The organism is Leisingera sp. SA32 (genome assembly GCF_056033425.1).
In genome coordinates, this window is sequence record NZ_JBVYHB010000001.1 from 93778 (window position 1) to 118498 (window position 24721).

Genomic DNA, 24721 nt, shown 5'->3' on the forward strand with positions numbered 1-24721 from the left:
CCCCGTTCGATGCCGCCGCGGGCCGCCGGATGGCGGGCCAACCGCCCCGCGACCATCGCGCCACGGTCAACACTCTGGTCGTTTGCCGGGTGGGCGGCTATGACACCGGGAAACAACCGATGCCACGGAGCCGCCGATGTTTGTCGCTACCCTGCTTTGCAACCCTGCCACCCCGGTGCTGGAGCCCGCCCTGCCGGACTCGTTGCGCAACGCCTGGGGCGGCGGCACCGTGACCTGGCTGGCTCCCGGCACCGCTGCCGAATTCCCGCTGGAAGAGATGCCCGGCAACCGCTGGGACGTCTGGGCGGAATTGCAGGGCAGCGGCGTCGACTTGGTGATCCAGCCGCAGGCAGAGCGGCGCAAGAAGATGCTGCTGGCCGACATGGATTCGACCATGATCCAGCAAGAATGCATCGACGAGTTGGCCGAGGAAGCCGGCGTGGGCAGCCGGGTCAAGCAAATCACCGCACGGGCAATGAACGGCGAGCTGGATTTCGAAGGCGCGCTGATCGAACGGGTCGGCCTGCTGAAAGATCTGCCTGAGCCGGTGATTGCCAAAGTGCTGAAAGAGCGCATCACCTTGATGCCGGGCGGGCCACAACTGCTGGCGACAATGAAGGCCGCGGGCGCTTATGCGGCGCTTGTGTCAGGCGGGTTCACCGCCTTTACCGCGCAGGTGGCGGCGGAGCTGGGTTTTGACGAGAACCGCGCCAATACGCTGTTGGTGCAGGATGGCAAGCTGACCGGCGAAGCGGTACGACCGATCCTGGGCCGCGAGGCCAAGGTGGAAGCACTGGAGCAGATCACCGCCCGACTTGGGATCTCTGAGACTGACGTGATGGCCGTCGGCGATGGTGCCAATGACCTGGGCATGCTGAAGCGGGCGGGAGCCGGGGTTGCGCTGCACGCCAAACCCTCGGTGGCGGCCGAATGCGAGATCCGCATCAACCACGGCGATCTGACGGCCCTGTTGTTTATCCAGGGTTACGCACAAACTGATTTCAAAACCGCATCCGAAGGCTGACATCACATGCTGGAAGTGGGTTTCGAGACCCTGCTGCTGTTGCTGGCGGCAGGGTTTGTTGCGGGTTTCATTGACGCGGTGGCAGGCGGCGGCGGGCTGATCACCGTGCCGGTGCTGCTGCTGGCGGGCGCTTCGCCTTTGCAAGCCTTGTCGACCAACAAGATTCAGGGGTTGTTCGGCGCGGGCACCGCGGCGCTCAGCTATGCCCGTGGCGGCCATGTGAATCTGCGCGCACAGGCGGGGCCAGCGCTCTTGGCCTTTGCCGCCTCAATCGCGGGGGCTCTGCTGGTGTCGGTGCTGCCGACGGACTGGATCCGCATGGTGCTGCCGGTGCTGCTGGTGGGCATTGCCATCTTCTTTGCCACCAAGAAGGGCCTGGGCGATCTGGACCGCGCACGGCGCCTGTCGCCCGCGCTGTTCACCGCCACAATGGTGCCGCTGTGTGCCGCCTATGACGGGCTGCTGGGGCCGGGCGCCGGCAGTTTTTACATGCTCGCCTTCGTCAGCCTTGCGGGCTACGGCATTCTGAAGGCCACCGCGCATACGAAGCTGCTGAACTTTGCCTCCAACGCCGGCGCGCTGTTGGCCTTTGCCTTTGTCGCCACGCCCTGGTGGATCACCGGGATCCTGATGGGTCTGGCGCAGATCGCCGGCGCGCAGGCCGGGGCGAAACTGGCGCAGAACCAAGGCGCCCGGCTGATAAAGCCGCTGCTGGTACTGACCTCCGTCACGCTGGCGGCAAAACTGCTGTGGGACATGATCTGAACAGCCTGCACTGCGCACGCGAGCCGCAAAACTTCTGCTTCCATTATTTAACAAAATAGTTAATAATGAAGCATGAATACCCTGACCAAGTCCTTCGCCGCTTTGGCCGATGAAACCCGCCTGTCGATTGTCGAACAGCTGGTCGCCGAGGGAGAGCTGCCGGCGGGCGACCTCGCGCCCGCGGCGGGCATTTCTCCGCCGGCAATTTCGCGCCACCTGAAGGTGTTGCGCGAGGCCGGGCTGGTCAGCCAGCGCGCCGAGGGCACGCGGCGGCTCTACTCCGCCCGGCCGGAGGGACTGCGGATGATTGCCAGCTGGACCCGGTCGCGGCGCGCCTTTTGGGAAGGCAGTCTGGACCGGCTCGGGACCGCGCTGACGGAAGAAGGTAAGTGAAGACCTGAGACAGAGGGAGACCACAGCATGGCCGATCTGCACCTGCGGCGCGTCTTTGACACCAGCCCGGAGCGGCTGTTTGCCTGGGTGACCACGCCGGAGCTGCTCCTGCAGTGGTGGGGCCCCGAGGGCATTCATATTCCCGAACACGCACTGGATCTCAGCCGCACCGGCCCGTGGCATTCGGTGATGCAGAACGACGACGGAGACCGGTTCCATGTGTCAGGACAAGTGACCCATGTGGACGCGCCGAAATCGGTGGGCTTCACCTGGGCTTGGCACGGCGACGACGGCAGCCGCGGCGCCGAGAGCCATGTAATCTTTACCATCGCAGCCACCACCGATGGCGCCATGCTGATGGTCGACCACCGCGATCTGGGAGATGACGAGATCGCCGCCCGCCATGAGGAGGGCTGGACCTCCACCCTGTGCAAGCTGGAGGAGGCGCTGACCCGGCATACCTGAACGATCAACAGCAGCAACCAAGGGAGAAGACCAATGCCTCAGTATATTTTTGCCTACCACGGCGGCAAGAAGCCGGAAACCGAGGAAGAAGGTGCCAAGGAAATGGCGGCTTGGTCGTCTTGGTTCGAAAACATGGGCGAAGCCGTCCAAATCCCCGGAAATCCCGTCGGCATGTCCAAAACGGTCAGCGCCGAAGGCGTATCGGATCACGGGGGCGCCAATCCTTTGTCAGGATACACCGTCGTCAAGGCCGACAGCATCGAGGCCGCCTGCGACATGGCCAAGGGGTGCCCAATGGTGTCGGATGGCCACGGCTCGGTCGAAGTGGCCGAAGTGATCGAGATGGAAATGTAAGGCAAATGCCCCGGTTCCGGACCGGGGCATTTCCTCTCAGAACAGCAATTCCGCCGCGGGGCGAATGGCGCCGCATTCCAGCCCGAGTCGGCTGTAAAGTATCTTGTTCATGTACTTGCGGGTTTCCGGGTGATCCGCCTCCAGCACACCAAGACTGACCAGCAGCGCCGCGATGGCACATTCGCTGGCGCGGGTGGCACCATCGGTAATTTTCAGCGCCACGCCCAGCTTCTGCTCTGGCAGGATGGCGATGAACACCGCTTCGGCACCGGTCTTGATCGCCACCTTGCCCCCCATTGCGCGCATCAGGTTGGTGCAGGCGCGGGTTTCACCCGCCACCAGTTCGGGATGCGCGGTCATAGCCCCCACCAACTGCTGCGCCGCTTGCGAGGCGCGGTCGGACCGGTCCGCGGCGCTGGCGAACCAGGCCATGGACCGCGCCAGTCCGGTGACCGTCGTGGCAAAATTCGGCGCCGAGCAGCCATCAATGCCGTAACCGGGACTGTCCTGGCCGGTGGTCTCCTCGAACGCAGCCAAGCAGGCCTGCTGCACCGGGTGATCCACCTCGATATATTCAGCGTTGCCGCCCAGATATTGGTTAAGGGTCAGAAAGCCTGCGTGCTTGCCGGAACAGTTGTTGTGCACCTGACAGGGGCTGCTGTCGGTCTTGATTAGCTCGTTGCGCGCCGGGATGTCATCGGGCAGCTGCGGACCACAGCGAAAATCGTCATCCGCCAGCCCCAGCTGCGCAAGCCAGCTGGTCACCCGGTCGGTGTGAATATGGGCACCGTTGTGCGATGCGCAGGCCAAAGCCAGCTGTTCCGAGGTGAGGCCATAGCGCGCGGCAGCGCCTGAGGTCACCAGCGGCAGCGCCTGGATCATCTTGGCCGAACTGCGCGGGTAGATGACTGCATCCGGATCCCCCCAGCTGCGCACCACCTGGCCGCTATCGTCGCAAACAACGGCGTGACCCAGATGCAGGCTTTCCAGCAGCGGGCCGCGCCAGACTTCGGCCATCGGCACAGGTTTCGGCATGATGTCTCCCTTCATATTAAGTGGGCGAAATCCTGCCAAAACGCACTTTCACCCGTGGTGCTGGATACGTTAGTGTGATTGTGTAGCGCAAGCGAGGGGATCGGCACAGACAGCGACTGAAACGCTGCGGACCCTTTGATTGAACTTGAGGTGAAACGAACAGTCTTGGAGTCGGGACAAATGGCATCGAAACTCGCCCGCATAGCTGCGGGCCTGTGTCTGGCAGCATTGGCAACCACCGCATCAGCACAAGCAACCTCGACCAATCGGGTCGCGGCAAATGTGGACTGGAGCGTGTTTGAAGGCGACAATCCAAGCGAATGCTGGGGCGTGTCCGCCCCCAAGGAAACCGTGAACACCCGCGACGGCCGTGTTGTGGCGGTGCGGCGCAGCGCGATCCAGTTGTTTGTCACCTTCCGCGGCGACGCAAACCCCAAGGGTGCGGTCAGCTTCACCGGCGGCTATCCGTTTGCACCCGGCTCGACCGTGAACGTAGACATCGGCGATTCCGAATTCGAGATGATCACCGATGGCGAATGGGCCTGGCCGGTGGAGGGCGAGGACGCCAAGGTCATCGCCGCAATGAAGCGCGGCGCCGAGGCCGTGCTGACGGCACGCTCCGCGCGCGGCACCCAGACCAAGGATACGTTTTCTCTGCTGGGCTTTACCGCAGCGATGGATGATGCGGAAAAACGCTGCACCAAGTAAGTCGCAGCTGGCCTTCCCTGAAAACCCCGGCCCGCGCCGGGGTTTTGTTTTTACGGCTGCACCGACCTGACCCGGGCGCGCAGATCATCGGTCGCGGCGGTGCCTGAAAAAAGCGCTGTAGGAATCTCTTTTGATCTTCTGGCGAAATCCTATATAGAGCCGCATCCGCCCACCAGCACCGAGGCACATGCCATGACCGCCAGCGCGCCGATCACCCAAGACGTATTGACCCTGCCCCGCAAGGAACCCGAGGGTGGCAAGATCAACCTTGTCGGCCTGACCCGCGCGCGCATGCGCGAGGTGCTGATCGAACATGGCACGCCAGAAAAGCAAGCCAAGATGCGCGTCGGTCAGATCTGGCAGTGGATCTACCAATGGGGCAAGCGCGACTTTGCCGAGATGACCAATCTGGCCAAAGCCTATCGCGCCCAGCTGGACGAGCATTTCGAGATCCGTATTCCCGAGGTGGTGAGCAAACAGGTCTCTACCGATGGCACCCGCAAGTATCTGGTGCGGATCGCGGGCGGGCATGAGGTGGAGGTGGTCTATATCCCCGAGGATGACCGCGGCACGCTGTGTATCTCCAGCCAGGTGGGCTGCACCCTGACCTGCTCCTTCTGCCACACCGGCACCCAGAAGCTTGTGCGCAACCTGACGCCGGCCGAAATCGTCGGCCAGGTGATGATGGCGCGGGACGATCTGGAGGAATGGCCCACCCCCGGCGCGCCCAAGGACGAAACCCGCCTACTGTCCAACATCGTTCTGATGGGCATGGGGGAGCCACTGTACAACTTCGACAACGTGCGCGACGCGATGAAAATCGCCATGGACCCCGAGGGCATTTCCCTCAGCCGCCGCCGCATCACTCTGTCGACCTCCGGCGTGGTGCCGGAAATTGCCCGCACCGCCGAGGAAATCGGCTGTCTCCTGGCGGTGTCCTTCCATGCCACCACGGATGAAACCCGCGACATGCTGGTGCCGATCAACAAACGCTGGAACATCGACGCGCTGCTGCAGGCACTGGCGGACTATCCCAAGGTGTCGAACTCGGAGCGGATCACCTTTGAATATGTGATGCTGGACGGTGTGAACGACACGGACGAAGACGCGCACCGGCTGCTGGACCATATCAAGCGCTACAACATCCCGGCCAAGATCAACCTGATCCCTTTCAACGAATGGCCAGGCGCGCCCTACAAACGGTCGTCCAACAACCGGATCCGGGCGTTTGCCAATATCATTTATCAGGCGGGCTACGCCTCGCCGATCCGAAAGACCCGCGGCGATGACATCATGGCAGCTTGCGGTCAGCTGAAGTCGGCCACCGAGCGCGCCCGCAAGAGCCGCAAGCAGATTGAGGCAGAAGCTGGGGTCAAGTGATCCCGGCGGCCCGCAGCAACACCGGTGAACCAGCGGCGGTCAGGCGTGCGCAAACGCGTCGGCTCAAAAGATGAAATCGTCCGCCGCGAGGCCGCCTTTGTAGTCCTCCAGCTTGATATCGAGACTACCGCCGGACACGAACGTGTTGCCAAAGCGCGTGGTCACCGTAAGGTCTCCGAAGTCCTCCAGATTCAGTGAATAATCGCTGAGATCAATCTGGTCGCGCCCGGCCTCAAAGTCGCGGATCACGTCCCGTCGTCCGGCATCGGCCCAGGTAAAGACAAACACATCTGCCCCATTGCCGCCGGTCAACAAATCCCGCCCGCGCCCCCCGCTGAGCAGATCGTTGCCGCTGCCGCCGTTCAGCACGTCATTGCCACCATCGCCATACAACGAATCGCTGCCTCGGTTGCCAGACAGCCGGTCCCGAGCGGAGCCACCGGTTCCGGCAGTTCCGAAATCGCCGATCAGCACATCGCCCTTGTCGCCACCATGCAGCGCGTCGCGCCCGTCGCCCCCATACAGATGATCGCGCCCATTGCCGCCCAAAAGCCGGTCCCGGCCACCGCCGCCGTATAGGGTATCCTCCCCAGGGCCGCCGTCCAATGTATCCGCGCCGCTGCCTGAATACCCGCTGCTGCTTTGCCCCCCAAGCAACCGGTCGTTGCCGACATTGCCGTGCAGGTGGTCCTCGCCGCTGCCCCCTGTCAGACTGTCATCCCCCGATCCACCCAGCAGATCGTCGTCGCCTTCACGGCCGGTCAGCGTATCGGAACCGCCGCCGCCCAGCATCCGACTGTCCTGCCCCGGTGCCAGCATGATGTCATCGCCATCGGCGGCTTCTATCCGCACCCCGCCGCTGCGGGTGGTGCCGAAATCCCACCCCGCGAACTGGGCATCGCTGCCGTAGATGTGCTGCAGCGCAGCATAGTCAAGCAGCCCCGGCCCATACGCATAGGTGTAGCCGAAATTGTAGGTCATCACGGTCTGGCTACTATTGTCCAGATCACCCGCCAGGGTCAGATCCCCCTCATGCGGGTGCGACAGCCCCAGACCATGGCCGATCTCATGCAGGATAACCTCGTAGTGGAATGTGCCTGGCGCAACCGAAGTTGCCCCCATCTGGTCCAGCTTGATAACGATGTCGCCGCTACCGGCCCGGTCCTGGCTGGCCCAGGGGTAGTGTCCCCAGCCAGCCGTGTTGCCCGCAAACGATGGAGTTCCGTACAGGTTTATCATCGCCGGGCCGTCAACCTCGACAAAGCGCAGGCCGACGCCCTGTTCGAACTGGCTGAAAGCCGCACGCGTGTAATCGCGCTGCGTCTCCGAGAGGGCGATGTACTGGCTGGCACCATGGGGATCGCTTGCCGCGTTGCCCAGCGCCGCGCTCTGGGTGAAACTATAGGTCACCACAACGCCCAGCCCGGCATCAGCCCCGCTGTTCCAACGGAATCGATCATCTTCCAGCATGGCGAGAATTGCGGTGTGGTCGCGGACTACGGGCACGTTGGGTCTGCCTCCGGTTTTGGGCTGTGCGGCGCGCGCCAACAGCACGCTAAATCAATCATAAGGCGAAAAGGCTAGGCGCAAAACTACGGGAGGGCAAGACATCAAACCTGCCGAACTGGCCCAAGATGCCCTTGCCCTGACGGCAACGCTCCGCCACTCCACAAATAACGCAACAGCCCTAGCCCTCGCGGCCGGGAATGCTATCCCTTGGCGGCGCAGGGTCCCAATTGTCGATGATCTGCACCGCTTCCTTGGCGGTGTCCACGAACCGGAACAGATCCAGATCCTGCTTCGAAATTGTGCCCGCGTCGGCCAATGCGTCCCAGTTGATGATTTTCTCCCAGAAGGCCTTGCCGAACAGCAGGAAGGGCACCCGCTCCATTCGGCCCGTCTGGATCAGCGTCAGGCTTTCGAACAATTCATCCAAAGTGCCAAAGCCGCCCGGGAAAACGGTGATCGCGCGCGCGCGCATCAGGAAGTGCATTTTGCGAATGGCGAAGTAGTGGAAATTGAAGCTGAGATCCGGCGTGACATAGCCATTGGGCGCCTGTTCGTGCGGCAGCACAATCGACAGACCGATGGACCGCCCGCCCGCATCATGCGCGCCCCGGTTGCCTGCCTCCATCACCCCCGGTCCACCGCCCGTCACCACAACGTTTTCGCGGCCGCCACTCCGCTTGGATTGTTCCGTCATCAGGCGGGCGAACTCCCGGGCCTCGTCGTAGTAATGCGACAGATCGGCCAGTGTCTGGGTTCTGGCCTGATCCTTGTGCTGCGGATCCGGGATGCGGGCACCACCGAACATGACGATGGTACTGTTGATCCCATATTCATTCAGCATCACCTCGGGCTTCAACAGCTCCAGCTGCAAGCGCACGGGGCGCAGCTCTTCGCGACACAGGAATTCCTCATCGGCAAAGGCCAGGCGATAGGCGGATGCCTGGGTCTGCGGGGTTGCGGGCACATGTTCGGCCCGGCTGCGATCCGAGTGGGCATCGCGGAAACGGCTGTGACGATCTTCGGTCATGGGCAATCCAAACAAGAATATCAGGACTTCCCTTGTAGCCTTCCTTACGGCGCCGCGCCAATCAAGAATGCAGGAACTTTGATCGGCTTGCGCCCGGCCACTACCCAGCTAAGCTTGCGGCGCAACACCGAAATTGGCAGGAGCGCAGATGGACTGGAAGGCAGAAATCACGGCAGCGGCGGGGCGGATCCGCTCCCATGTGCAGCAAACCCCGGTCATGCAGACACAGGGCTTTGGATTGCCCCATCCGGTAGAGCTGAAACTGGAGCACATGCAGCACACCGGCAGCTTCAAGGCCCGCGGGGCCTTCAACACATTGCTCAGCCAGCCAGTACCTGACGCCGGGCTGGTTGCAGCGTCTGGCGGCAACCACGGCGCTGCGGCCGCCTTTGCGGCGCACCAGCTGGGGCACAAGGCGCGGATCTACGTGCCGGAGATGGCAGGCCCTGCCAAAATCGCCCTCATCAAAAGAAGCGGCGCCGATTTGCAGGTTGTGCCCGGAGCCTACGCCAATGCGCTGGAACAGGCGCAGGCTTATGAGCAGGCGACCGGCGCAATGCAGGTCCACGCCTATGACGCGCCCGCCACCGTGGCGGGACAGGGCACTTGCTTTGCAGAATGGCAAGACCAGGGACTGGCCGCTGATACGCTGCTCATTGCCGTCGGCGGTGGCGGGCTGATCGGCGGTGCGCTGGCCTGGTTCCAGGGCACAAAGAAGATTGTCGCGGTCGAGCCGCGGACCTCCTGCGCGCTGCACCAGGCACTGGAGGCGGGTGCGCCGGTGGATGTCGACGTGTCCGGCGTGGCCGCCAACGCCCTGGGTGCAAGACGCATCGGCGAAATCTGCTACGGTCTGGCCACCGCGCAGGGCGTCACATCCCTCACCGTCGACGACAGCGCCATTACAGATGCCCAAGCGGCCCTGTGGCGCGAGCGGCGGATCCTGGTGGAACCGGCGGGCGCCACCGCGCTGGCGGCGCTGATGTGCGGTGCCTACCGGCCGGAGCCGGGTGAACGTGTCGCCGTGTTGATCTGTGGCGGCAACATCGCGCCCGACCCCCTGGGCTGACCCTGCCGGGGATATCTCTTGCGGCAATACACCAGCGGCTGTATCGCCAAGGGCATGTCTGCAACCATTGCCGATATGATTTATCACGCCCTCAGCGAGCGTATCATCACCGGCAGCCTGGCCGCCGGTGAAAAACTGCGTCAGGAACATATCGCACGCGAGTTTGAGGCCAGTCACGTGCCGGTCCGCGAGGCGCTGCTAAGGCTGGAAGCCCACGGGCTGGCCCGCTCTGAGCCGCGCCGCGGCACCCGCGTCAGCGCTCTGGACCCGTCGGAAATCCGTGAAGTGATCGAAATGCGCGTCGCCCTGGAGGTGCTGGCACTGACCCATGGCTTTGCCCGGCTTACCCCGGCGGATGTCGAGGCCGCAGAGGCCGCGCGGCTGGCCTGCGATGCGGCGGCTGACATGGCCAGCTGGGAGCGGCTGAACCGCGCGTTTCACCGGGTGATCCTCGCCCCCTGCGCCATGCCGCGCCTGCTGGCGGCGATCGACGATCTGCATATCGCCGCCGCCCGCCACCTGTTCGCCAACTGGCAACACCAATGGACCCGCCGGGTGGACAGTGACCATGCCGCCATCGTCCAGGCCATGCACCGCCGCGACGCCGCCGCGGCCTGTGACATCCTGCGCCGCCACCTGCGACGGGTGCGCTGACACGGCGGTATAGGGCGCGCCGTCGTGGGGGGCGGCAATTTGGACGCAATCCGGGCATGACCTGCGCACAGAATGCCGCTATGAAACCCCGAACGCTAACCGATCCCAAAGGAAAGACCCCATGTCCAACGCCCAGCTGGAAGCCGCAATCGAAGCCGCCTGGGAGGCGCGCGACAGCATCACTCCCGCCACCACCGGTGAACAGCGCGATGCCATCGAAGACACCCTGAACGCCCTCGATTCGGGCAAGCTTCGGGTAGCCGAAAAGCAGGACAGCGGCGATTGGCACGTGAACCAATGGGCCAAAAAGGCCGTGCTGCTGGGCTTTCGCATCAAGGATATGGAAATCCACGAAGGCGGTCCGCAGGCTGGCGGCTGGTGGGACAAGGTCGACAGCAAGTTTGCCGGCTGGGGCGAAGCACAGTGGAAAGAGGCCGGCTTTCGGGCAGTGCCCAACTGCGTCGTGCGCAAATCCGCCTATATCGCGCCCGGCACCGTGCTGATGCCCTCTTTCGTGAACCTCGGCGCCTATGTGGACGAAGGCACCATGGTTGATACCTGGGCCACCGTCGGCTCCTGCGCGCAGATCGGCAAGAACGTGCACCTGTCCGGTGGCGTCGGTATCGGCGGCGTGCTGGAACCAATGCAGGCCGGCCCCACCATCATCGAAGACAACTGCTTCATCGGCGCCCGTTCCGAAGTGGTCGAAGGCTGCATCGTGCGCGAGGGCTCTGTTTTGGGCATGGGCGTGTTCATCGGCAAGTCGACCAAGATCGTCGACCGCGAAACCGGTGAAGTGATGTATGGCGAAGTGCCGCCCTACTCTGTTGTCGTGGCAGGCTCGATGCCGTCGAAAAACAATGTCAGCCTGTATTGCGCCGTGATCGTCAAGCGCGTCGACGAACAGACCCGCTCCAAGACCGGCATCAACGAGCTGCTGCGCGACTGAGTGCCGCCGCAGCCTGCACGCAGAGAAACGCGCCCGCTGGTCGGGCGCGTTTTTTCTTGGGGCTTTACCCCAATCCTCAGGATATCGTCACCACGCAGAAGCGGCAGCGCCCCGCCCGCCAGCAAGACCCTTGCCGCAGGTTAAACCTGCCGTTAAAGATATTACATCTATACATAAGAGGGTCACATGCAGACAATTCATGCCCGACGCGCCCGCCTGCCCCAAGGGTGGGTCGAGGATCTCCGCCTGACGGTTGTAGATGGCCGGATCAGCTCCGTGACCAGCGGTGTCCCGGCGCAGGACGGCGACACCCGCACCGATGTGCTGCTGCCCTCGCTGGGCAATCTGCACTCGCACAGCTTCCAGCGCGCCATGGCCGGCATGACCGAATTCCGCGCCGCAGGCAAGGACAGCTTCTGGACCTGGCGTGAGCTGATGTACCGTTTCATGGATCACATCACCCCGGAACAGTATGAGGCCATCGCCGCGCTGGTCTTCATGGAAATGCAGGAGGCAGGCTATGCCTCGGTTGGCGAATTTCACTATGTCCACCACCAGCCAGGCGGGGCACAGTTTGACTCGCAGACCGAACTCAGCGAACGGGTCTTCGCCGCTGCCAGCCAGACCGGCATCGGCCTGACCCATCTGCCGGTGCTCTACACCTATGGCGGGGCCGAAAAACAGGCTTTGAATGGCGGTCAGCAGCGGTTTGGAAATTCCGTGCCCGCGTTTGCCCAGCTGGTCAGCCGCGCCCGTGAGTTGGCCGCGCGCGACCTGCCCAACGACGCCAAAGTCGGCATCGCGCCGCATTCCCTGCGCGCCACCTGCCCGGAGGATCTAAGCGAGGTCCTGAAGATCCAGGACGGGTTGCCGGTGCATATCCACATCTCCGAGCAACCCAAGGAAGTCGCCGACATCACGGCCTGGCTGGGGGCGCGGCCTGTTGATTGGCTGCTGGACAACGCGCCTGTCGATGACAACTGGTGCCTCATCCACGCCACCCATATGACCGCCTCGGAAACCTCCCGAATGGCACGTTCCGGCGCCGTGGCCGGCCTGTGCCCGATCACCGAGGCCAATCTGGGCGATGGCCCGTTCAACGGCGCAGAGTACCTGGCACAAGGCGGCGCATTTGGCGTTGGATCAGACTCCAACGTGCGGATTTCTTTGGTCGAGGAATTGCGCACGCTGGAGTATTCCCAGCGGCTTCGCGATCTGGCGCGCAACGTGCTGGTGCCCGGCGAAGGATCGGTCGGCGAGACCCTGTATCTGGGTGCTGCCCGTGGCGGCGCACAGGCGCTGGCCCGTGATGCAGGCCGGATCGAAACCGGCGCGCTGGCCGATCTGGTCGCCATTGACAGCACCGTACCGGCCCTCTGCGCCCTGGCGCCGGAACAGTTGCTGGACGGGCTGTGCTTTGCTGCCGGCGATGACACGGTGACCGATGTCTGGAGCGGCGGGCGCCACATGGTACAGCAGGGTCGCCACATCGCCCGCGACAGCGTCCTGGCCAGCTACCGAACCGCCATCAAGGCGTTGGTGGAAAAGCTTTGATCAGGCTCTAACAAGAGCAAATCGCACCAGAATGACAGCGCCGTCGTCGGAGATTTCACCCCTGACGGCGCTGTCCAGCGTCCGCCCTTCCCCGTTGGACAATGTGCCGTGACCGTCCAACGTCAGGCTGCCCTCCGCCACGAAGACCACATGACAATCGGCGCCCGCTGCCCAATCTGCGGCCCCATCGACGGGCCATTCGCCCGCCCGCAGAACGCGGGCCTTGGCCTGAACTAACTCGGGATCGTAGATCACGTTAAACGCCTGGCAGGAACCACCGATCAGCTGGCAATCCAGCGCCAGCGCGCCATCAAACACCAGCGGTTTCAGCGGCTGCGCCACAAGGGTAACACCCTCTCCGGTCAACCGGTGGCCTGCCCCAGCTACCACCGTGTGAATGCGGGCCAGCCCCGGAAAGGCCGAGAACGGCCCGCTTTCATCAATATCCGCCAAGCTGATCCGCCAGACCATCCGCCCCTTGGACCGCCCGCTGGCGGGAACACCCTCTTGGTGCCGGGCCAGTTCGCGGGTGCGGCCGCCGCCGTTTTTCCATGCCACGGGTTGGGTGTCCTTCGCAGAAAAGCGCATCCCGGTCTCCTCTGGTCCGCGAATTATGCCTACACATAATATCAGGACCCGTCGGGCATCAACCCCCGTGACCGCGCATCGGGATTGACCGCCCCCGGTCGCGGCGCTATGGCGGCGACATGGAAAAGAAGAAACCCTCCCGCCAGCAAGTCTACACCCTGCTTGTCCAGATCGGACGCAAGGACGGAGACGGGCTTCCCGATGGCGCCACAGGGGCGGCGCTGATGATCTATGCTTCCGGCGTTGACGAAGCCGAAGCCGTGCGGGAAACCGTAGCAATCCTGAAGCAGGCCGACACCGCGCCGCTGGATGTCACCGGTTATGGCACCCTTGCAGAGCGCGAGGCCGAGGGTCATGAAATCGGCGAGGAGGAACGCGGCCTGATGCAGCGCGCACTGGATGAGAATGCCGTTATTGTCACCCAGATGACCCCGTTTTTCGACGGTCAGGAACCGGTGTTTCACTGACAGGGTCAAGGCGGTCTCTGGCTAGGCGAACTCGCGCCCACGGTCAGTCACGGCGACGGTCAGTCACGGCCACCAAACCATTTACGGTGGAGGGCATCATAACTGCCGTCCTCCTGCACCGCCAGCAGGGCCTGGTTGACCTGTTCCACCAAGGGCGATCCTGACGGAAACACCAGCCCGTAGTTTTCCCGCAGAAACGGCTGGCCGATTGTGTGACCAAAGCGGTAGCCACCTTGCTGGGCATAATAATTCAGCACCGGCGCATCAAACACCATCGCCTTGACCGCGCCGTTCTCAAATGCCTCCAGCATGTAGTCCAGCCCCGGATAAGCCACATAGCCAATCTCGCGTCGCTCCAGAAACCCTGCCGCGGTAGAGCGCTCGATCGTGCCGACGGACTTGCCATACAGATCATTCACCGAATTGACCGAGCCGGTGATCGCCTCCACTGTCATCACCGCGGTGATCTTGGCCACAAAGACGGAGACAACGAACAGGGATGAAACCACCAGCACCACGCCAAACATGCGGCCAAACGGGGTGCGCGGCACCCGCTCTTCGAAGCCGCCGTTGACCACCAGGTTCAGTGCCCACCAGAAAGAGGGAAACCAGGCCTCCTTCAGCGGTCGGTCGAAATAGGGCTGGGCGCGGCGTTCAAAAACCCACATGAACATGCCGCCCGTGAACAGCAGCAGGAAGGCAATGCCGATCGCCGCCAGCAAATCCCAAGACAGGATCGCCCGCAACAGCGAGGGCTCGCGGATCTCATCCGCCTGAACCATGATTTGCAGGCCGCTTTCGAAAATCGGGTGGCTGAAATCCATCTCCACCTCCCGCGCTGCGGTAATGGAGATATTGGCGACCGCCAGATCCGCCTGCTGCACGCGCACGCGCTCCAGCATGTCGGCAAAACTGTCGCTGCGGTCGATCCGGTATTCCCAGCCCAACCGCTCTGCCAGCAGCCGCATCAGCTCTATGGAGAAGCCGGTGTCGCGCCCGTCCTCAACCATTGAAAACGGCGGGCGGGTGACGGTCTGGACCGTGAGAACCTGAGCGGGAAGAATGTGCCCCCACAACAGGAAGAGAGCGGCAAGGGTCAGGCGGACATACAGCACGGAACAGCTCGTATTGGGCCGGGTGACGGCGACTGGATACCGTCCTTAGGCGCTTCGCCTATTTCACGCAAGCGGCATCGCCGACGCGGCCCATCCGGCTGGCATTTGCGACACAGGGGCGGCTGCCGCGCCTGTGAATTGCGCCCCTCACAGATCCGCGATAGGCCTTGGCCAAGAGAATATTCAGGAGCCACCGATGCCGCAGACCGACCCCGCCCGCCTGACCGCAGACCTGATCCGCTGCCCCTCTGTTACCCCCGAGGAAGGCGGCGCGCTGGTGCTGCTGGAACAGCTGCTGCGCGCGGCCGGCTTTGACTGCACCCGAACCGACCGCGGCGAGGTCAGCAACCTGTTTGCCCGCTGGGGCGCCAAGGGCCATGCCCGCACCTTCGGCTTTAACGGCCATACCGACGTCGTGCCGCTCGGGGATGAGGCCGCGTGGACAATGCCCCCGTTTGGCGCGCAGGAAAAGGACGGGCTCATGTATGGGCGCGGGGCCACGGACATGAAATCCGGCGTCGCCGCCTTTGCCGCCGCCGCCATTGATTTCGTCCGCGACACCCCCCCGGATGGCGCCATCATCCTGACCATCACTGGGGACGAGGAGGGGGATGCCGTGGATGGCACCACCGCGCTGCTCGACTATATGGCGCGCGAGGGCGAGCAGATGTCAGCCTGTTTGGTGGGCGAACCCACCTGCCCAAACGAAATGGGTGAGATGATCAAGATCGGCCGCCGCGGCTCGCTCACGGCCTGGTTTACCGTGACCGGCGTGCAGGGGCATTCGGCCTATCCGCATCGCGCCAACAACCCGCTGAATGCGATGGCGCGACTGATGGACCGGCTGGCCAGCCATGAACTCGACCAGGGCACTGAACATTTTGATGCCTCGACGCTGGCAGTCGTCACCATCGACACCGGCAACCCGGCGACCAACGTGATCCCTGCGCAGGCAAAATCGACGGTGAACATCCGCTTCAACGATGCCCATTCGGGCGCCAGCCTGACAGAGTGGCTGGAGGACGAAGCCGCCAAGGTCGCCGCCGCGTTCGGCGTCGAGATCGGGCTGGAGGTGAAGGTCTCTGGCGAAAGCTTCATCACTCCGCCCGGTGCTTTGTCCGACCTGGTCTCTGCCGCGGTGGAGGCCGAGACGGGCCGCAAACCGGAGCTGTCGACCACCGGCGGCACCTCGGACGCGCGTTTCGTCAAGGATCACTGCCCGGTGGTTGAGTTCGGCCTGGTCGGCAAGACCATGCACCAGGTCGACGAACGGGTGGAGGTGGCACAGATCCATCAGCTGAAGTCCATCTATGCCCGAATCCTGCGGAACTTCTTCGCATGAGCGCGCAGATATTCATCACCGATGACCTGGACAGCTGCCTGGCGCTCCGGTTTCAGGTGTTTGTCGACGAACAGGGCGTCCCGGAGGAGGAAGAGCGCGATGCCCTCGATGAAACGGCGACCCATCTGCTGGCGGCACAGCACGGGGAGCCGGTGGGCACGGCGCGCATTGTCTTTGGCGATGACACCGCCAAGATCGGCCGGGTCTGCGTGCTGCAATCCCAGCGCGGTACCGGGCTGGGCGCGCAGCTGATCGAGTACGCGGTAGAAATCGCCCGCCAGCGTCCCGGCATCACCCGCGCCAAGCTGGGGGCGCAGCTGCACGCGATTGGATTCTACGAGAAACTGGGCTTTGCCGCCTTTGGTCCCGTCTATGACGACGCAGGAATTGACCATCGCGACATGGCGCGTGATTTCACGTGAAACGCACGCTGATCGTCATGGTCAAAGAACCACGGCCGGGTCGGGTCAAAACTCGGCTCGGCCGCGACATCGGCGTGATCCCGGCCACCTGGTGGTTCCGCCACCAGTCTGCTCGGTTGATCCGCAGTGTGCGTGATCCGCGCTGGCAGATCATGCTGGCCGTGGCACCCGACACCGCTGTTGCCTCTCGCGTCTGGCCTGCCGACCTGCCGCGACTGCCGCAGGCTGGCGGTGATCTGGGGCAACGCATGAAGCGGATGCTGACATCCGTACCTGGCCGCAGCGGCCCTGTCTGCCTGATCGGCGCGGACATTCCCGGAATCCGCCCCGCCCACATCACCCGCGCCTTTGCGGCACTTGGCACCCACGACGCGGTGTTCGGCCCGGCTGCGGACGGCGGCTATTGGCTGGTCGGTGCCAGACACCCGGCCCGCCTGCCGCAGGGGGTGTTTTCCAACGTGCGCTGGTCCAGCAGCCATGCGCTGGCTGACACGCTGGCAACCCTGCCCGGCTGGCGCATCGCCCTGACGGATACCCTGCGGGACGTGGACACGGGCGCCGACCTGTACCGGCGCTGAGCGCCGTCTTTTCACCATGACGTCGCGCCTTCGCCGTGCTAGGCCGGAACGCATGAGCCGTATTCCCACCAAGGCCGAAATCCTCGACTGGATTTCCGCCAACCCGACCCACACCTCCAAGCGCGACATCGCCAAGGCCTTTGGCATCAAGGGCGCTGACCGGATCGACCTCAAGCGGATCCTCAAGGAGCTGGAGGCCGAAGGCCATCTGCAAAAGCGCAAGAAGACCTACCGTGACCCGGAACAGCTGCCGCCGGTCACGGTGGTGCAGGTGAAGGCACCGGATGAGGACGGCGACCTCTATGCCCGCGCGCTGGAATGGCACGGCGAGGGGGACGAGCCGAGGATTCTGATCCAGACCCGCGCTTCTGATCCGGCCCTGGGCGAGGGTGACAAGCTGCTGGTCAAATTGCAAAAGATGCAGGGCGAGGACCACGACTATCAGGCGCGGTTGATCCGCCGTATCGGCAGCAACCCCAAAAAAGTGCTGGGCATCTTTCGCGCGGGTTCCGAAGGCGGGCGCATCGTGCCGGTCGACAAGGCCGGAGCGAACGAATGGATGGTGGCTTCCGATGACGCCAACGGGGCCCGCGATGGCGAGCTGGTCGAGGCCGAACAGGCCGGCCCCAAGGGCCGCATGGGCCTGCCGCGCGCCCGCATCGTGGAGCGCCTGGGCGACCCTTCTGCCCCCAGGGCGGTATCGCTGATCGCCATTCACCAGCACGGCATTCCCGACCAGTTCCCCGACAAGGTGATGGCCGAAGCTGACGCCGCCAAACCCATGGGCCTGAAAGGGCGCGAGGATCTGCGTGATCTGCCACTGGTCACCATTGATCCTTCCGATGCCCGCGACCATGACGACGCCTGTTATGCCCATGCCGACGACGATCCCAAGAACCCCGGCGGCCATGTCATCTGGGTGGCGATTGCCGATGTTGCCGCCTATGTGCGCCCCGGCTCGGCGCTCGACCGCGAGGCCCGCAAGCGTGGCAACTCAAGCTATTTTCCCGACCGGGTGGTGCCGATGCTGCCGGACCGGCTGTCCGGCGATCTATGCTCCCTGCACGAAGGCGTGCCGCGTCCCTGCATCGCCGTGCGGATGCAGATCGACGCCGAGGGCAACAAAATCGACCACCGTTTCGTACGGGGACTGATGCGCTCTGCGGCCTCGCTGCATTACGCCGAGGTCCAGGCCGCGATGGACGGCGAGGTGAATGAGAAGACCGCGCCTTTCGTCGACGCGGTGATCCGCCCGCTGTATGCCGCCTATCAGGCACTGACAAAGGCACGCGCCACGCGCGAGCCGCTGAACCTGGAGCTGCCCGAGCGCAAGATCGTGCTCGACGAGAATGGCACCGTGGCTTCGGTTGCGTTCCGCGACAGGCTGGACGCGCATAAGCTGATTGAGGAATTCATGGTGCTGGCCAACGTCGCCGCGGCCGAGACCCTGACCAAGAAACGCGCGCCGCTGTTGTTCCGTGTCCACGAGGAGCCGACCCAGGAAAAACTGGACAACCTGCGCGAGACCGCCCGCGCCGCCGGGCTGAACCTGGCCAAGGGCCAGGTGCTGCAAACCCGGCACCTGAACGCGCTGCTCAATCAGGCCGCGGGCACCGATGACGCGGAGCTGGTCAATATCTCAACGCTGCGGTCCATGCAGCAAGCCTATTACAACCCTGAAAACTTTGGCCACTTTGGATTGGCGCTGCGTAACTACGCCCATTTCACCTCGCCGATCCGTCGCTATGCTGACCTGATCGTGCACCGCTCGCTGATTTCGGCGCATGGATGGGGCGACGACGGGCTGACGCCCGAGGAAATCGAGCGGCTGGAGCAAACCGCGACCCAGATCTCCGACACCGAACGACGTTCGATGATTGCGGAGCGCGACACGACCGACCGCTATCTGGCGTCCTACCTCAGCGAACGGGTCGGCAGTGAATTCACCGGCCGCATCAGCGGCATCGCGCGGTTTGGTGCGTTTGTAAAAATGGACGAAACCGGGGCCGACGGGCTGGTGCCGGTGCGCTCCATCGGGCGGGAATTCTTCCATTTCGACGCCGAGGCCGCGACCCTGACCGGCAGCGAAACCGGTACGGTTCTGGGCATCGGCCAGCGGGTGACAGTGCGGCTGGTACAGGCCGCGCCGATCACCGGCGGGCTGGAGCTGGAACTGCTGACGATCGAGGATCAGAAGCTGCCCGGTGGCGGCGGGTCCCACAAGGGCGGGCGCCGCAGCCCGGCCGGCCGGACCGTGAAACGCAAGGCCGCCAAGTCCAAGCTGAAAGCGGCCAAGGTCAAACGCAAGGTGGAACGCAAACGCCGCAAGTAGCCCGTATTCTGCGGTATTCTGCGGTCTTAGGCCAAAGCCCCAAGCGGTGCGCGGATGTGATAGGTCAGCGCCCGCTTGATCAGCCAACCATGGCGAATCGGCTCCACCTCTGCCGGATCGTCAAACAAGACCGCGCGGGTGCCCTCCAGACGATCCCAGGCCGGAAACACGGTTATGAACTCCGGGATCAGCTGACTTTGGCAATGCACGAAGAGCGCAAAGCGGGCGTTCTTGGGGATGCCCAGCCGCAGGGTGGAGCCCGATTTGCGCTCCGGCGTCAGATAGGCGGGCTGTCCCCAGCGCAAGGCCTCTTCAACGCGCCCGGCCTCTGGCGTCAGGGCTGCCGTGTCTAGAATCAGCTGCCGCAGTGTCAGAAGGCCGACACGCGCCAGCGGGTCGGCAACGTTGAACGCCGCGGCGACCCGAACGGAGGCGAATGGCTGCATCATCGAAGCGGCCCCGCATGGTGCTTCCTGTCACAAACGATGACCGCTCTGTCGCGGGGGTGGCTGGGCATGACGTGCTCCGCTGCGAGAAATTATCCCGACTATAGCGCGTCATAATGACAGAAACTGTCATTAGATGTAGACAGAGTGAGACATGTCCCGAACCCACCGTCTTTTCCAGTTGATGCAAGCGCTGCGCCTTGGGCCTGGTCCGCACACCGCCGCGCGGCTGGGGCAGGAGCTGGGCGTGTCGGCCCGCAGCATCCATCGGGACATCGCCACGCTGCGTGAGATGGGCGCGGTGATCGATGGCGAAGCGGGCTACGGCTTTACCTTGATCGAGGACAACGCGCTGCCCCCGATGGGCTTTCGCGACACGGAGCTCGAGGCGCTGGTGCTGGGCCTGCGCGAGGTGGAACAGATCGGCGACCCGGAACTGGCAACCGCCGCCTCCGAGGCGCTGCGCAAGTTGCAGGCACGGCTGCCGCAGCGCCAGGCACATCGGCTGCGCCACGCGGTTCTGGCCCCCTACCGGTTTACCCGCCCAGTGCCCCCGGCGATCTCGGCCCAAGCCCTGCGCCAGGCCACATGGGACGAGGTCGAGGTGCGATTCGGCTATACCGACGGCAAGGGCGCGGTGACAACGCGGCAGGTCAAACCGTTGAGCGTGGTCTATTTCGACCGCTCCACGGTGCTGATCGCATGGTGCTGCCTGCGCCGCGACGTTCGGGTGTTCCGGCTGGACCGAATGCGCGCGCTGGAGGTGACCGACAACAGCTTTCGTCCGCACCGGGTGCCGATGCTGCGCGACGCTCTGGCCCAATTGCAGGCGGAACGCGCGACCGAGGCCGCACAGGCGGCGGACCGCACAACCGACGACTGCGCCCTTTACCCGCCAGCCACTGGCGATACACTGCCTCCGAGCAGCCAAGAATGAGGTGCAAAATGCGCAGTTGGGTGATGGCGTCCCTGTTTGCAGGCGGCGCGGCAGCGGCAGGGGCCGCACCGGACTCCTCGCTAAGGCCGCCGCCGCGGCCAGACACGCTGAACGAAGGGGCGCGTTACGAGGCGACCCAGCTGGCCGCAGCACAGCGGCCGGAGGCCCGGCCGCAACAGAAAGCACAGCATCAGACGACGCCCGCGTCCGAGGCGGGTTTTCAGGACTGGATCCGTGCGTTTCGCGCCCGCGCCACGACCCGCGGCATCCGCCCGGCGGTGTTGGACGCCGCCTTTGCCGGGGTGAAACTGGACCCGGAGGTGATCCGGCGCGACCGCAATCAATCCGAGTTCACCAAGACGATCTGGGATTACCTGGACAGCGCCGTTTCCGACTTGAGGGTCACAAACGGCAAGGCCGCGCTGCGCAATCAGCAGGCCCGCCTGGAGCAGATCGAATCGGCCTACGGCGTCGAGAAAGAAATCGTGGTGGCGGTCTGGGGGCTGGAAAGCAGCTTTGGCAGCTTTCGCGGCAAGGATGACGTGATTCGCTCGTTGGCGACGTTGGCCTATGACGGGCGCCGCGGTGCGTTTTTTGAGGGTCAGCTGATCGCGGCGCTGAAGATTTTGCAGGCAGGCGACGTGAACGCGCGGCGGATGACCGGCAGTTGGGCCGGGGCCATGGGCCACACCCAGTTCATGCCGACCTCCTACCTGGAGTATGCAGTCGATTTCACCGGCGATGGAAAGCGCGACATCTGGTCGGACGATCCCGCCGATGCGCTGGCCTCAACCGCGGCCTACCTGAACAAATTTGGCTGGGTCAAAGGCCAGCCCTGGGGCGTCGAAATCACCCTGCCCGCCGACTTCGACTACCGTTTGGCGGATCGCAACATCACCCGGCGGCCTGCGGATTGGGCGGCGCTGGGGGTCCGCGCAGTGGATGGCCAGCCGGTGGAGGATCATGGCCTGGCCTCCATTCTGCTGCCCGCGGGCAGCGATGGTGCGGCTTTTATGATTTTTGAGAACTTTGCGGTGCTAGAGCGTTACAACACCGCCGATGCCTATGTGATCGGGGTGGGCCATCTGGCTGATCGGCTCGCCGGTGGCGCCAAACTCCAGGCGCGCTGGCCGCGTGGCGACCGGGCGCTGACCCTGAGCGAACGCGAGGAGATGCAGCAGCGACTGACACGTGCGGGCTTTGACACCGACGGCATCGACGGCAAGATCGGCCCTAAGACCATCGGTGCGGTGCGCGCCTATCAGGTGGCACATGGTCTGACGCCGGACGGTTACGCTTCGTTGCGGCTGCTGCACCGTCTGCGCTGACGGCGACCCGGTTCGCGGGGCCAGCCCCCCTTTTGGGCCTGTGGCCAATTTCCCCCGGGATAGTTCCGGCAAGAGGACGCGCAAAAGGCCCCGCAAACTGCGGGGCCTTTTGTGTTTCGGGTTCGTCGCCGGTTCAGCTCGGTGACATGCCGCGCAGGCGTTCGGAACGGCGGCGCAGCAATTCCACCGTGGTCAGCAGCGCGATGGAGATCGCCACCAGAATCGTTGCCACCGCGAGGATGGTCGGCGAGATCTGCTCACGCAGGCCGATGAACATCTGCCAGGGCAGGGTCTTCTGCCCGGCCGAGCCGACGAAGAGCACCACAACCACCTCGTCAAAGGAGGTGATGAAGGCAAACAGGCCCCCGGAAATCACCCCCGGCAGAATCAGGGGCATCTGGACCCGGAAGAACGTGGTGACCGGATCCGCCCCCATATTGGCCGCCGCACGCGTCAAAGAGCGGTCAAAACCGACCAAGGTGGCGGTCACCGTGATGATCACAAACGGGATGCCCAGGGCCGCATGCGCCAGCACCACACCAAGATAGGTGCCTTGCAGGCCGATCCGGCTGTAGAAGAAGTACATGCCCGCGGCAGAGATGATCAACGGCACGATCATCGGCGAGATCAGGATCGCCATGATTGCCCGGCGGAACGGCACATGCGGCTGGCTGAGACCTATGGCGGCCAGGGTGCCGAACGTCACGGACACCAGGGTCGCCATGGGCGCAATCTTCAACGAGTTCCACATCGCCGACTGCCAGGAGCTGTCATTGAAGAAATCCTCGTAGTGCTTGAGCGAGAACCCTTCGGGATCCAGCCGCAGCATTTCTGGCGTGAAGGTAAAGAAGTCCTCGGCGTTGAAGCTGAGTGGGATGATTACGATGATCGGTGCGATCAGGAAGAAGAAGATCAACCCGCAGATCACCCGGAAGGAATAGAACCAGACCCGTTGGCCAGTGGTTGCATAAGGAGGAAGTGCGCTCATGTCCGTTACCCCAGCTTCACGTTGTCGATGCCGACGATCTTGTCGTAGACCCAGTAGAGGAGCAGTACGACGGCCAGCAGGATTGCGCCCAATGCCGCGCCCAGCCCCCAGTTGCCCGAGGTCGAGATGTGATAGGCAATCAGGTTGGAGATGAAGGTGCCCTTGGTGCCGCCAACCAGCGCAGGTGTGATGTAGTAGCCCACCGCCAGGATGAAGACGAGGATCGAGCCCGCACCGATCCCCGGCACGGACTGCGGGAAGTAGACCCGCCAAAAAGCGGTCCAGTTGGTCGCCCCCAGCGATTTCGCCGCGCGCAGGTAGGACGGGTTAATGGTCTGCATCACAGAATACATTGGCAGGATCATGAACGGCAGCAGGATATGCGTCATCGCAATGATGGTGCCGAGTTCATTGTTGATCAGGACCAACCGGTTGGCATCATCTACCAATCCGATCCACACCAGGGTGTCGTTGATGACCCCTTGTTGTTGCAGCAGAATTTTCCAGGCCGAGGTTCGCACCAGAAGCGAGGTCCAGAACGGCAGCAGCACCAGAATCAGCAGCAGGTTTGCCTTGCTCGTCGGCAGGTTCGCCAGCAGCCAGGCCACCGGGTAGCCCAACAGGATGCAGCTGAAGGTGATGATCAATGACATCCGCATGGTGCGGATCAGCAGCGTGTTGTAGATCCGTTCGTTCTCAGGGCGGACTTCCACCCCATCAGCGCCCAGTTTCAAATCCACGGCGTTGAGAAAGTAGCCCGGCGTGCGGGACGCGGAATAGGTCTTGATGGTGCGCCACAATTCGATGTCGGCCCAGCCATCGTCGATGTCGATCAATTTTTCCTTGAACGGCGCGTCGGCGTCCAGATCCCACTTGCGCACCTTGCGCCCGGATTTGCGGAACACCGAGGAGACACCGGGGTTTTCATAGTTCAGCCGTTTGCCGACACGGGTGTGGACCTTGGCCTCCGCAGCCACCTTGAGATCGGCGGCCATCGCGGCATAGACCGTCTCGCCGGGCAGCTGGTCCTGACTCTCGTCCCAATCTGCCAGCGCTTCGACCGTCCGGGGCAATGTATTTTCGACAATGCGGTTGTCCACCGACCGGTACAGCATGTCTGCAACCGGCAGGATGAAGGTCAGAAGAATGAACAGCAACAGCGGCGCGATCAGCAGCAACGCCCGCATCTTCTGCATCCGCAGCGCCCGCGCCAGACTGCGCTTCAAGGGCCTGCCGTCCGCAGCCAGCACCGGGCCGGATTGGGTGGTATCGCTCATGGGGTTCCCCGTCGG

The 24721-nt window shown here is 63.7% G+C and carries 25 protein-coding genes and 1 pseudogene; 18 read left to right on the forward strand and 8 right to left on the reverse strand.

Features of this window, described 5'->3' with window-relative positions; translation table 11 throughout:
* Positions 1-136: 136 nt before the first annotated feature.
* From serB to AC0IPL_RS00460, 5 genes are all read left to right on the forward strand, one after another.
* Complete coding sequence (gene serB, locus AC0IPL_RS00440; protein WP_474271134.1) at positions 137-1024, forward strand: phosphoserine phosphatase SerB; 888 nt, start codon at positions 137-139, stop codon at positions 1022-1024.
* Between the two features lie 6 nt (positions 1025-1030).
* Complete coding sequence (locus AC0IPL_RS00445; protein ID WP_474271135.1) at positions 1031-1789, forward strand: TSUP family transporter; 759 nt, start codon at positions 1031-1033, stop codon at positions 1787-1789.
* 72 nt (positions 1790-1861) lie between these two features.
* Positions 1862-2182, forward strand: a complete 321-nt coding sequence (locus AC0IPL_RS00450) for an ArsR/SmtB family transcription factor (protein WP_474271136.1) — start codon at positions 1862-1864, stop codon at positions 2180-2182.
* Positions 2183-2209: 27 nt separating this feature from the next.
* Positions 2210-2647 carry an SRPBCC family protein gene (locus AC0IPL_RS00455; protein WP_474271138.1) on the forward strand — a complete coding sequence of 146 codons (438 nt, stop codon included), beginning with the start codon at positions 2210-2212 and terminating at the stop codon, positions 2645-2647.
* A gap of 33 nt (positions 2648-2680) precedes the next feature.
* Complete coding sequence (locus AC0IPL_RS00460; protein WP_474271140.1) at positions 2681-3001, forward strand: YciI family protein; 321 nt, start codon at positions 2681-2683, stop codon at positions 2999-3001.
* Positions 3002-3037: 36 nt separating this feature from the next.
* Here the strand turns inward: AC0IPL_RS00460 and AC0IPL_RS00465 are convergent, their stop codons facing one another.
* Positions 3038-4036: an asparaginase gene (locus tag AC0IPL_RS00465; RefSeq protein WP_474271142.1), complete on the reverse strand. Its 999-nt coding sequence runs from the start codon at positions 4034-4036 to the stop codon at positions 3038-3040.
* A 180-nt stretch (positions 4037-4216) separates the two neighbouring features.
* On the opposite strand from AC0IPL_RS00465, the gene AC0IPL_RS00470 reads away from it, so the two are divergent.
* Positions 4217-4744 carry an invasion associated locus B family protein gene (locus AC0IPL_RS00470; protein WP_474271144.1) on the forward strand — a complete coding sequence of 176 codons (528 nt, stop codon included), beginning with the start codon at positions 4217-4219 and terminating at the stop codon, positions 4742-4744.
* Between the two features lie 192 nt (positions 4745-4936).
* Positions 4937-6124 carry a dual-specificity RNA methyltransferase RlmN gene (rlmN, locus tag AC0IPL_RS00475; RefSeq protein WP_474271146.1) on the forward strand — a complete coding sequence of 396 codons (1188 nt, stop codon included), beginning with the start codon at positions 4937-4939 and terminating at the stop codon, positions 6122-6124.
* 63 nt (positions 6125-6187) lie between these two features.
* Here the strand turns inward: rlmN and AC0IPL_RS00480 are convergent, their stop codons facing one another.
* Together AC0IPL_RS00480 and AC0IPL_RS00485 are read right to left on the reverse strand one after the other, a co-directional pair.
* Complete coding sequence (locus AC0IPL_RS00480; protein ID WP_474271148.1) at positions 6188-7630, reverse strand: M10 family metallopeptidase C-terminal domain-containing protein; 1443 nt, start codon at positions 7628-7630, stop codon at positions 6188-6190.
* A gap of 181 nt (positions 7631-7811) precedes the next feature.
* Positions 7812-8660 (reverse strand): LOG family protein, encoded by an 849-nt coding sequence (locus tag AC0IPL_RS00485; RefSeq protein WP_474271150.1) that lies wholly within the window; start codon positions 8658-8660, stop codon positions 7812-7814.
* 148 nt (positions 8661-8808) lie between these two features.
* Between AC0IPL_RS00485 and AC0IPL_RS00490 the strand changes: the two genes are divergently transcribed.
* The 4 genes from AC0IPL_RS00490 to AC0IPL_RS00505 all read left to right on the forward strand — a co-directional run bounded on the left by AC0IPL_RS00490 (position 8809) and on the right by AC0IPL_RS00505 (position 12886).
* Positions 8809-9729 carry a threonine/serine dehydratase gene (locus AC0IPL_RS00490; RefSeq protein WP_474271152.1) on the forward strand — a complete coding sequence of 307 codons (921 nt, stop codon included), beginning with the start codon at positions 8809-8811 and terminating at the stop codon, positions 9727-9729.
* Between the two features lie 54 nt (positions 9730-9783).
* On the forward strand, positions 9784-10383 hold the full coding sequence (locus AC0IPL_RS00495; RefSeq protein ID WP_474271933.1) for a GntR family transcriptional regulator: 600 nt from the start codon (positions 9784-9786) through the stop codon (positions 10381-10383).
* 121 nt (positions 10384-10504) lie between these two features.
* Positions 10505-11332, forward strand: coding sequence for a 2,3,4,5-tetrahydropyridine-2,6-dicarboxylate N-succinyltransferase (dapD, locus tag AC0IPL_RS00500; protein ID WP_474271154.1), 828 nt, complete (start codon positions 10505-10507; stop codon positions 11330-11332).
* Positions 11333-11518: 186 nt separating this feature from the next.
* On the forward strand, positions 11519-12886 hold the full coding sequence (locus tag AC0IPL_RS00505; RefSeq protein WP_474271156.1) for a formimidoylglutamate deiminase: 1368 nt from the start codon (positions 11519-11521) through the stop codon (positions 12884-12886).
* Here the strand turns inward: AC0IPL_RS00505 and AC0IPL_RS00510 are convergent, their stop codons facing one another.
* A complete protein-coding gene (locus tag AC0IPL_RS00510; protein WP_474271158.1) occupies positions 12887-13474 on the reverse strand; it encodes a HutD/Ves family protein in 588 nt (195 codons plus the stop codon).
* 119 nt (positions 13475-13593) lie between these two features.
* Here AC0IPL_RS00510 and AC0IPL_RS00515 point away from each other — a divergent pair, with 119 nt between their 5' ends.
* Complete coding sequence (locus AC0IPL_RS00515) at positions 13594-13941, forward strand: hypothetical protein (protein ID WP_474271159.1); 348 nt, start codon at positions 13594-13596, stop codon at positions 13939-13941.
* Positions 13942-14000: 59 nt separating this feature from the next.
* On the opposite strand, the gene AC0IPL_RS00520 is transcribed toward AC0IPL_RS00515, so the two are convergent.
* Positions 14001-15056, reverse strand: a complete 1056-nt coding sequence (locus AC0IPL_RS00520; protein WP_474271161.1) for a transporter substrate-binding domain-containing protein — start codon at positions 15054-15056, stop codon at positions 14001-14003.
* 196 nt (positions 15057-15252) lie between these two features.
* Here AC0IPL_RS00520 and dapE point away from each other — a divergent pair, with 196 nt between their 5' ends.
* The 4 genes from dapE to rnr are packed head-to-tail and all read left to right on the forward strand — an operon-like array spanning position 15253 to position 19730.
* Positions 15253-16398, forward strand: a complete 1146-nt coding sequence (gene dapE, locus AC0IPL_RS00525) for a succinyl-diaminopimelate desuccinylase (protein WP_474271163.1) — start codon at positions 15253-15255, stop codon at positions 16396-16398.
* Positions 16395-16820, forward strand: a complete 426-nt coding sequence (locus AC0IPL_RS00530; protein ID WP_474271165.1) for a GNAT family N-acetyltransferase — start codon at positions 16395-16397, stop codon at positions 16818-16820. Before dapE ends, AC0IPL_RS00530 begins: the two co-directional genes overlap by 4 nt.
* On the forward strand, positions 16817-17398 hold the full coding sequence (locus tag AC0IPL_RS00535; RefSeq protein ID WP_474271167.1) for a TIGR04282 family arsenosugar biosynthesis glycosyltransferase: 582 nt from the start codon (positions 16817-16819) through the stop codon (positions 17396-17398). The genes AC0IPL_RS00530 and AC0IPL_RS00535 overlap by 4 nt, the downstream gene beginning before the upstream one ends.
* A 52-nt stretch (positions 17399-17450) precedes the next feature.
* Positions 17451-19730 (forward strand): ribonuclease R, encoded by a 2280-nt coding sequence (gene rnr, locus AC0IPL_RS00540; protein ID WP_474271169.1) that lies wholly within the window; start codon positions 17451-17453, stop codon positions 19728-19730.
* A 26-nt stretch (positions 19731-19756) separates the two neighbouring features.
* Here the strand turns inward: rnr and AC0IPL_RS00545 are convergent, their stop codons facing one another.
* Complete coding sequence (locus AC0IPL_RS00545) at positions 19757-20179, reverse strand: DUF1801 domain-containing protein (protein WP_474271170.1); 423 nt, start codon at positions 20177-20179, stop codon at positions 19757-19759.
* 151 nt (positions 20180-20330) lie between these two features.
* Between AC0IPL_RS00545 and AC0IPL_RS00550 the strand changes: the two genes are divergently transcribed.
* Together AC0IPL_RS00550 and AC0IPL_RS00555 are read left to right on the forward strand one after the other, a co-directional pair.
* Entirely contained in the window at positions 20331-21113 is a 783-nt protein-coding gene (locus tag AC0IPL_RS00550) for a helix-turn-helix transcriptional regulator (protein ID WP_474271172.1), read from the forward strand.
* Positions 21114-21121: 8 nt separating this feature from the next.
* Entirely contained in the window at positions 21122-22441 is a 1320-nt protein-coding gene (locus tag AC0IPL_RS00555) for a lytic murein transglycosylase (RefSeq protein WP_474271173.1), read from the forward strand.
* A gap of 133 nt (positions 22442-22574) precedes the next feature.
* Here AC0IPL_RS00555 and AC0IPL_RS00560 read toward each other — a convergent pair.
* A pseudogene (locus AC0IPL_RS00560) lies at positions 22575-23420 on the reverse strand (ABC transporter permease); the annotation flags it as partial.
* 14 nt (positions 23421-23434) lie between these two features.
* A complete protein-coding gene (locus AC0IPL_RS00565) occupies positions 23435-24706 on the reverse strand; it encodes an ABC transporter permease (protein WP_474271175.1) in 1272 nt (423 codons plus the stop codon).
* Between the last annotated feature and the right edge of the window lie 15 nt (positions 24707-24721).

Coding starts and splice junctions, on each gene's coding strand:
- dapE (WP_474271163.1), top strand. CDS start 15,253: ATGCCGCAGACCGACCCCGCCCGCCTGACCGCAGACCTGATCCGCTGC.
- AC0IPL_RS00505 (WP_474271156.1), top strand. CDS start 11,519: ATGCAGACAATTCATGCCCGACGCGCCCGCCTGCCCCAAGGGTGGGTC.
- AC0IPL_RS00450 (WP_474271136.1), top strand. CDS start 1,862: ATGAATACCCTGACCAAGTCCTTCGCCGCTTTGGCCGATGAAACCCGC.
- serB (WP_474271134.1), top strand. CDS start 137: ATGTTTGTCGCTACCCTGCTTTGCAACCCTGCCACCCCGGTGCTGGAG.
- AC0IPL_RS00485 (WP_474271150.1), bottom strand. CDS start 8,660: ATGACCGAAGATCGTCACAGCCGTTTCCGCGATGCCCACTCGGATCGC.
- AC0IPL_RS00510 (WP_474271158.1), bottom strand. CDS start 13,474: ATGCGCTTTTCTGCGAAGGACACCCAACCCGTGGCATGGAAAAACGGC.
- AC0IPL_RS00460 (WP_474271140.1), top strand. CDS start 2,681: ATGCCTCAGTATATTTTTGCCTACCACGGCGGCAAGAAGCCGGAAACC.
- AC0IPL_RS00445 (WP_474271135.1), top strand. CDS start 1,031: ATGCTGGAAGTGGGTTTCGAGACCCTGCTGCTGTTGCTGGCGGCAGGG.
- AC0IPL_RS00515 (WP_474271159.1), top strand. CDS start 13,594: ATGGAAAAGAAGAAACCCTCCCGCCAGCAAGTCTACACCCTGCTTGTC.
- rlmN (WP_474271146.1), top strand. CDS start 4,937: ATGACCGCCAGCGCGCCGATCACCCAAGACGTATTGACCCTGCCCCGC.
- AC0IPL_RS00530 (WP_474271165.1), top strand. CDS start 16,395: ATGAGCGCGCAGATATTCATCACCGATGACCTGGACAGCTGCCTGGCG.
- AC0IPL_RS00465 (WP_474271142.1), bottom strand. CDS start 4,036: ATGCCGAAACCTGTGCCGATGGCCGAAGTCTGGCGCGGCCCGCTGCTG.
- AC0IPL_RS00490 (WP_474271152.1), top strand. CDS start 8,809: ATGGACTGGAAGGCAGAAATCACGGCAGCGGCGGGGCGGATCCGCTCC.
- AC0IPL_RS00495 (WP_474271933.1), top strand. CDS start 9,784: ATGTCTGCAACCATTGCCGATATGATTTATCACGCCCTCAGCGAGCGT.
- AC0IPL_RS00470 (WP_474271144.1), top strand. CDS start 4,217: ATGGCATCGAAACTCGCCCGCATAGCTGCGGGCCTGTGTCTGGCAGCA.
- AC0IPL_RS00555 (WP_474271173.1), top strand. CDS start 21,122: ATGCGCAGTTGGGTGATGGCGTCCCTGTTTGCAGGCGGCGCGGCAGCG.
- AC0IPL_RS00455 (WP_474271138.1), top strand. CDS start 2,210: ATGGCCGATCTGCACCTGCGGCGCGTCTTTGACACCAGCCCGGAGCGG.
- AC0IPL_RS00545 (WP_474271170.1), bottom strand. CDS start 20,179: ATGATGCAGCCATTCGCCTCCGTTCGGGTCGCCGCGGCGTTCAACGTT.
- AC0IPL_RS00550 (WP_474271172.1), top strand. CDS start 20,331: ATGTCCCGAACCCACCGTCTTTTCCAGTTGATGCAAGCGCTGCGCCTT.
- AC0IPL_RS00565 (WP_474271175.1), bottom strand. CDS start 24,706: ATGAGCGATACCACCCAATCCGGCCCGGTGCTGGCTGCGGACGGCAGG.
- rnr (WP_474271169.1), top strand. CDS start 17,451: ATGAGCCGTATTCCCACCAAGGCCGAAATCCTCGACTGGATTTCCGCC.
- dapD (WP_474271154.1), top strand. CDS start 10,505: ATGTCCAACGCCCAGCTGGAAGCCGCAATCGAAGCCGCCTGGGAGGCG.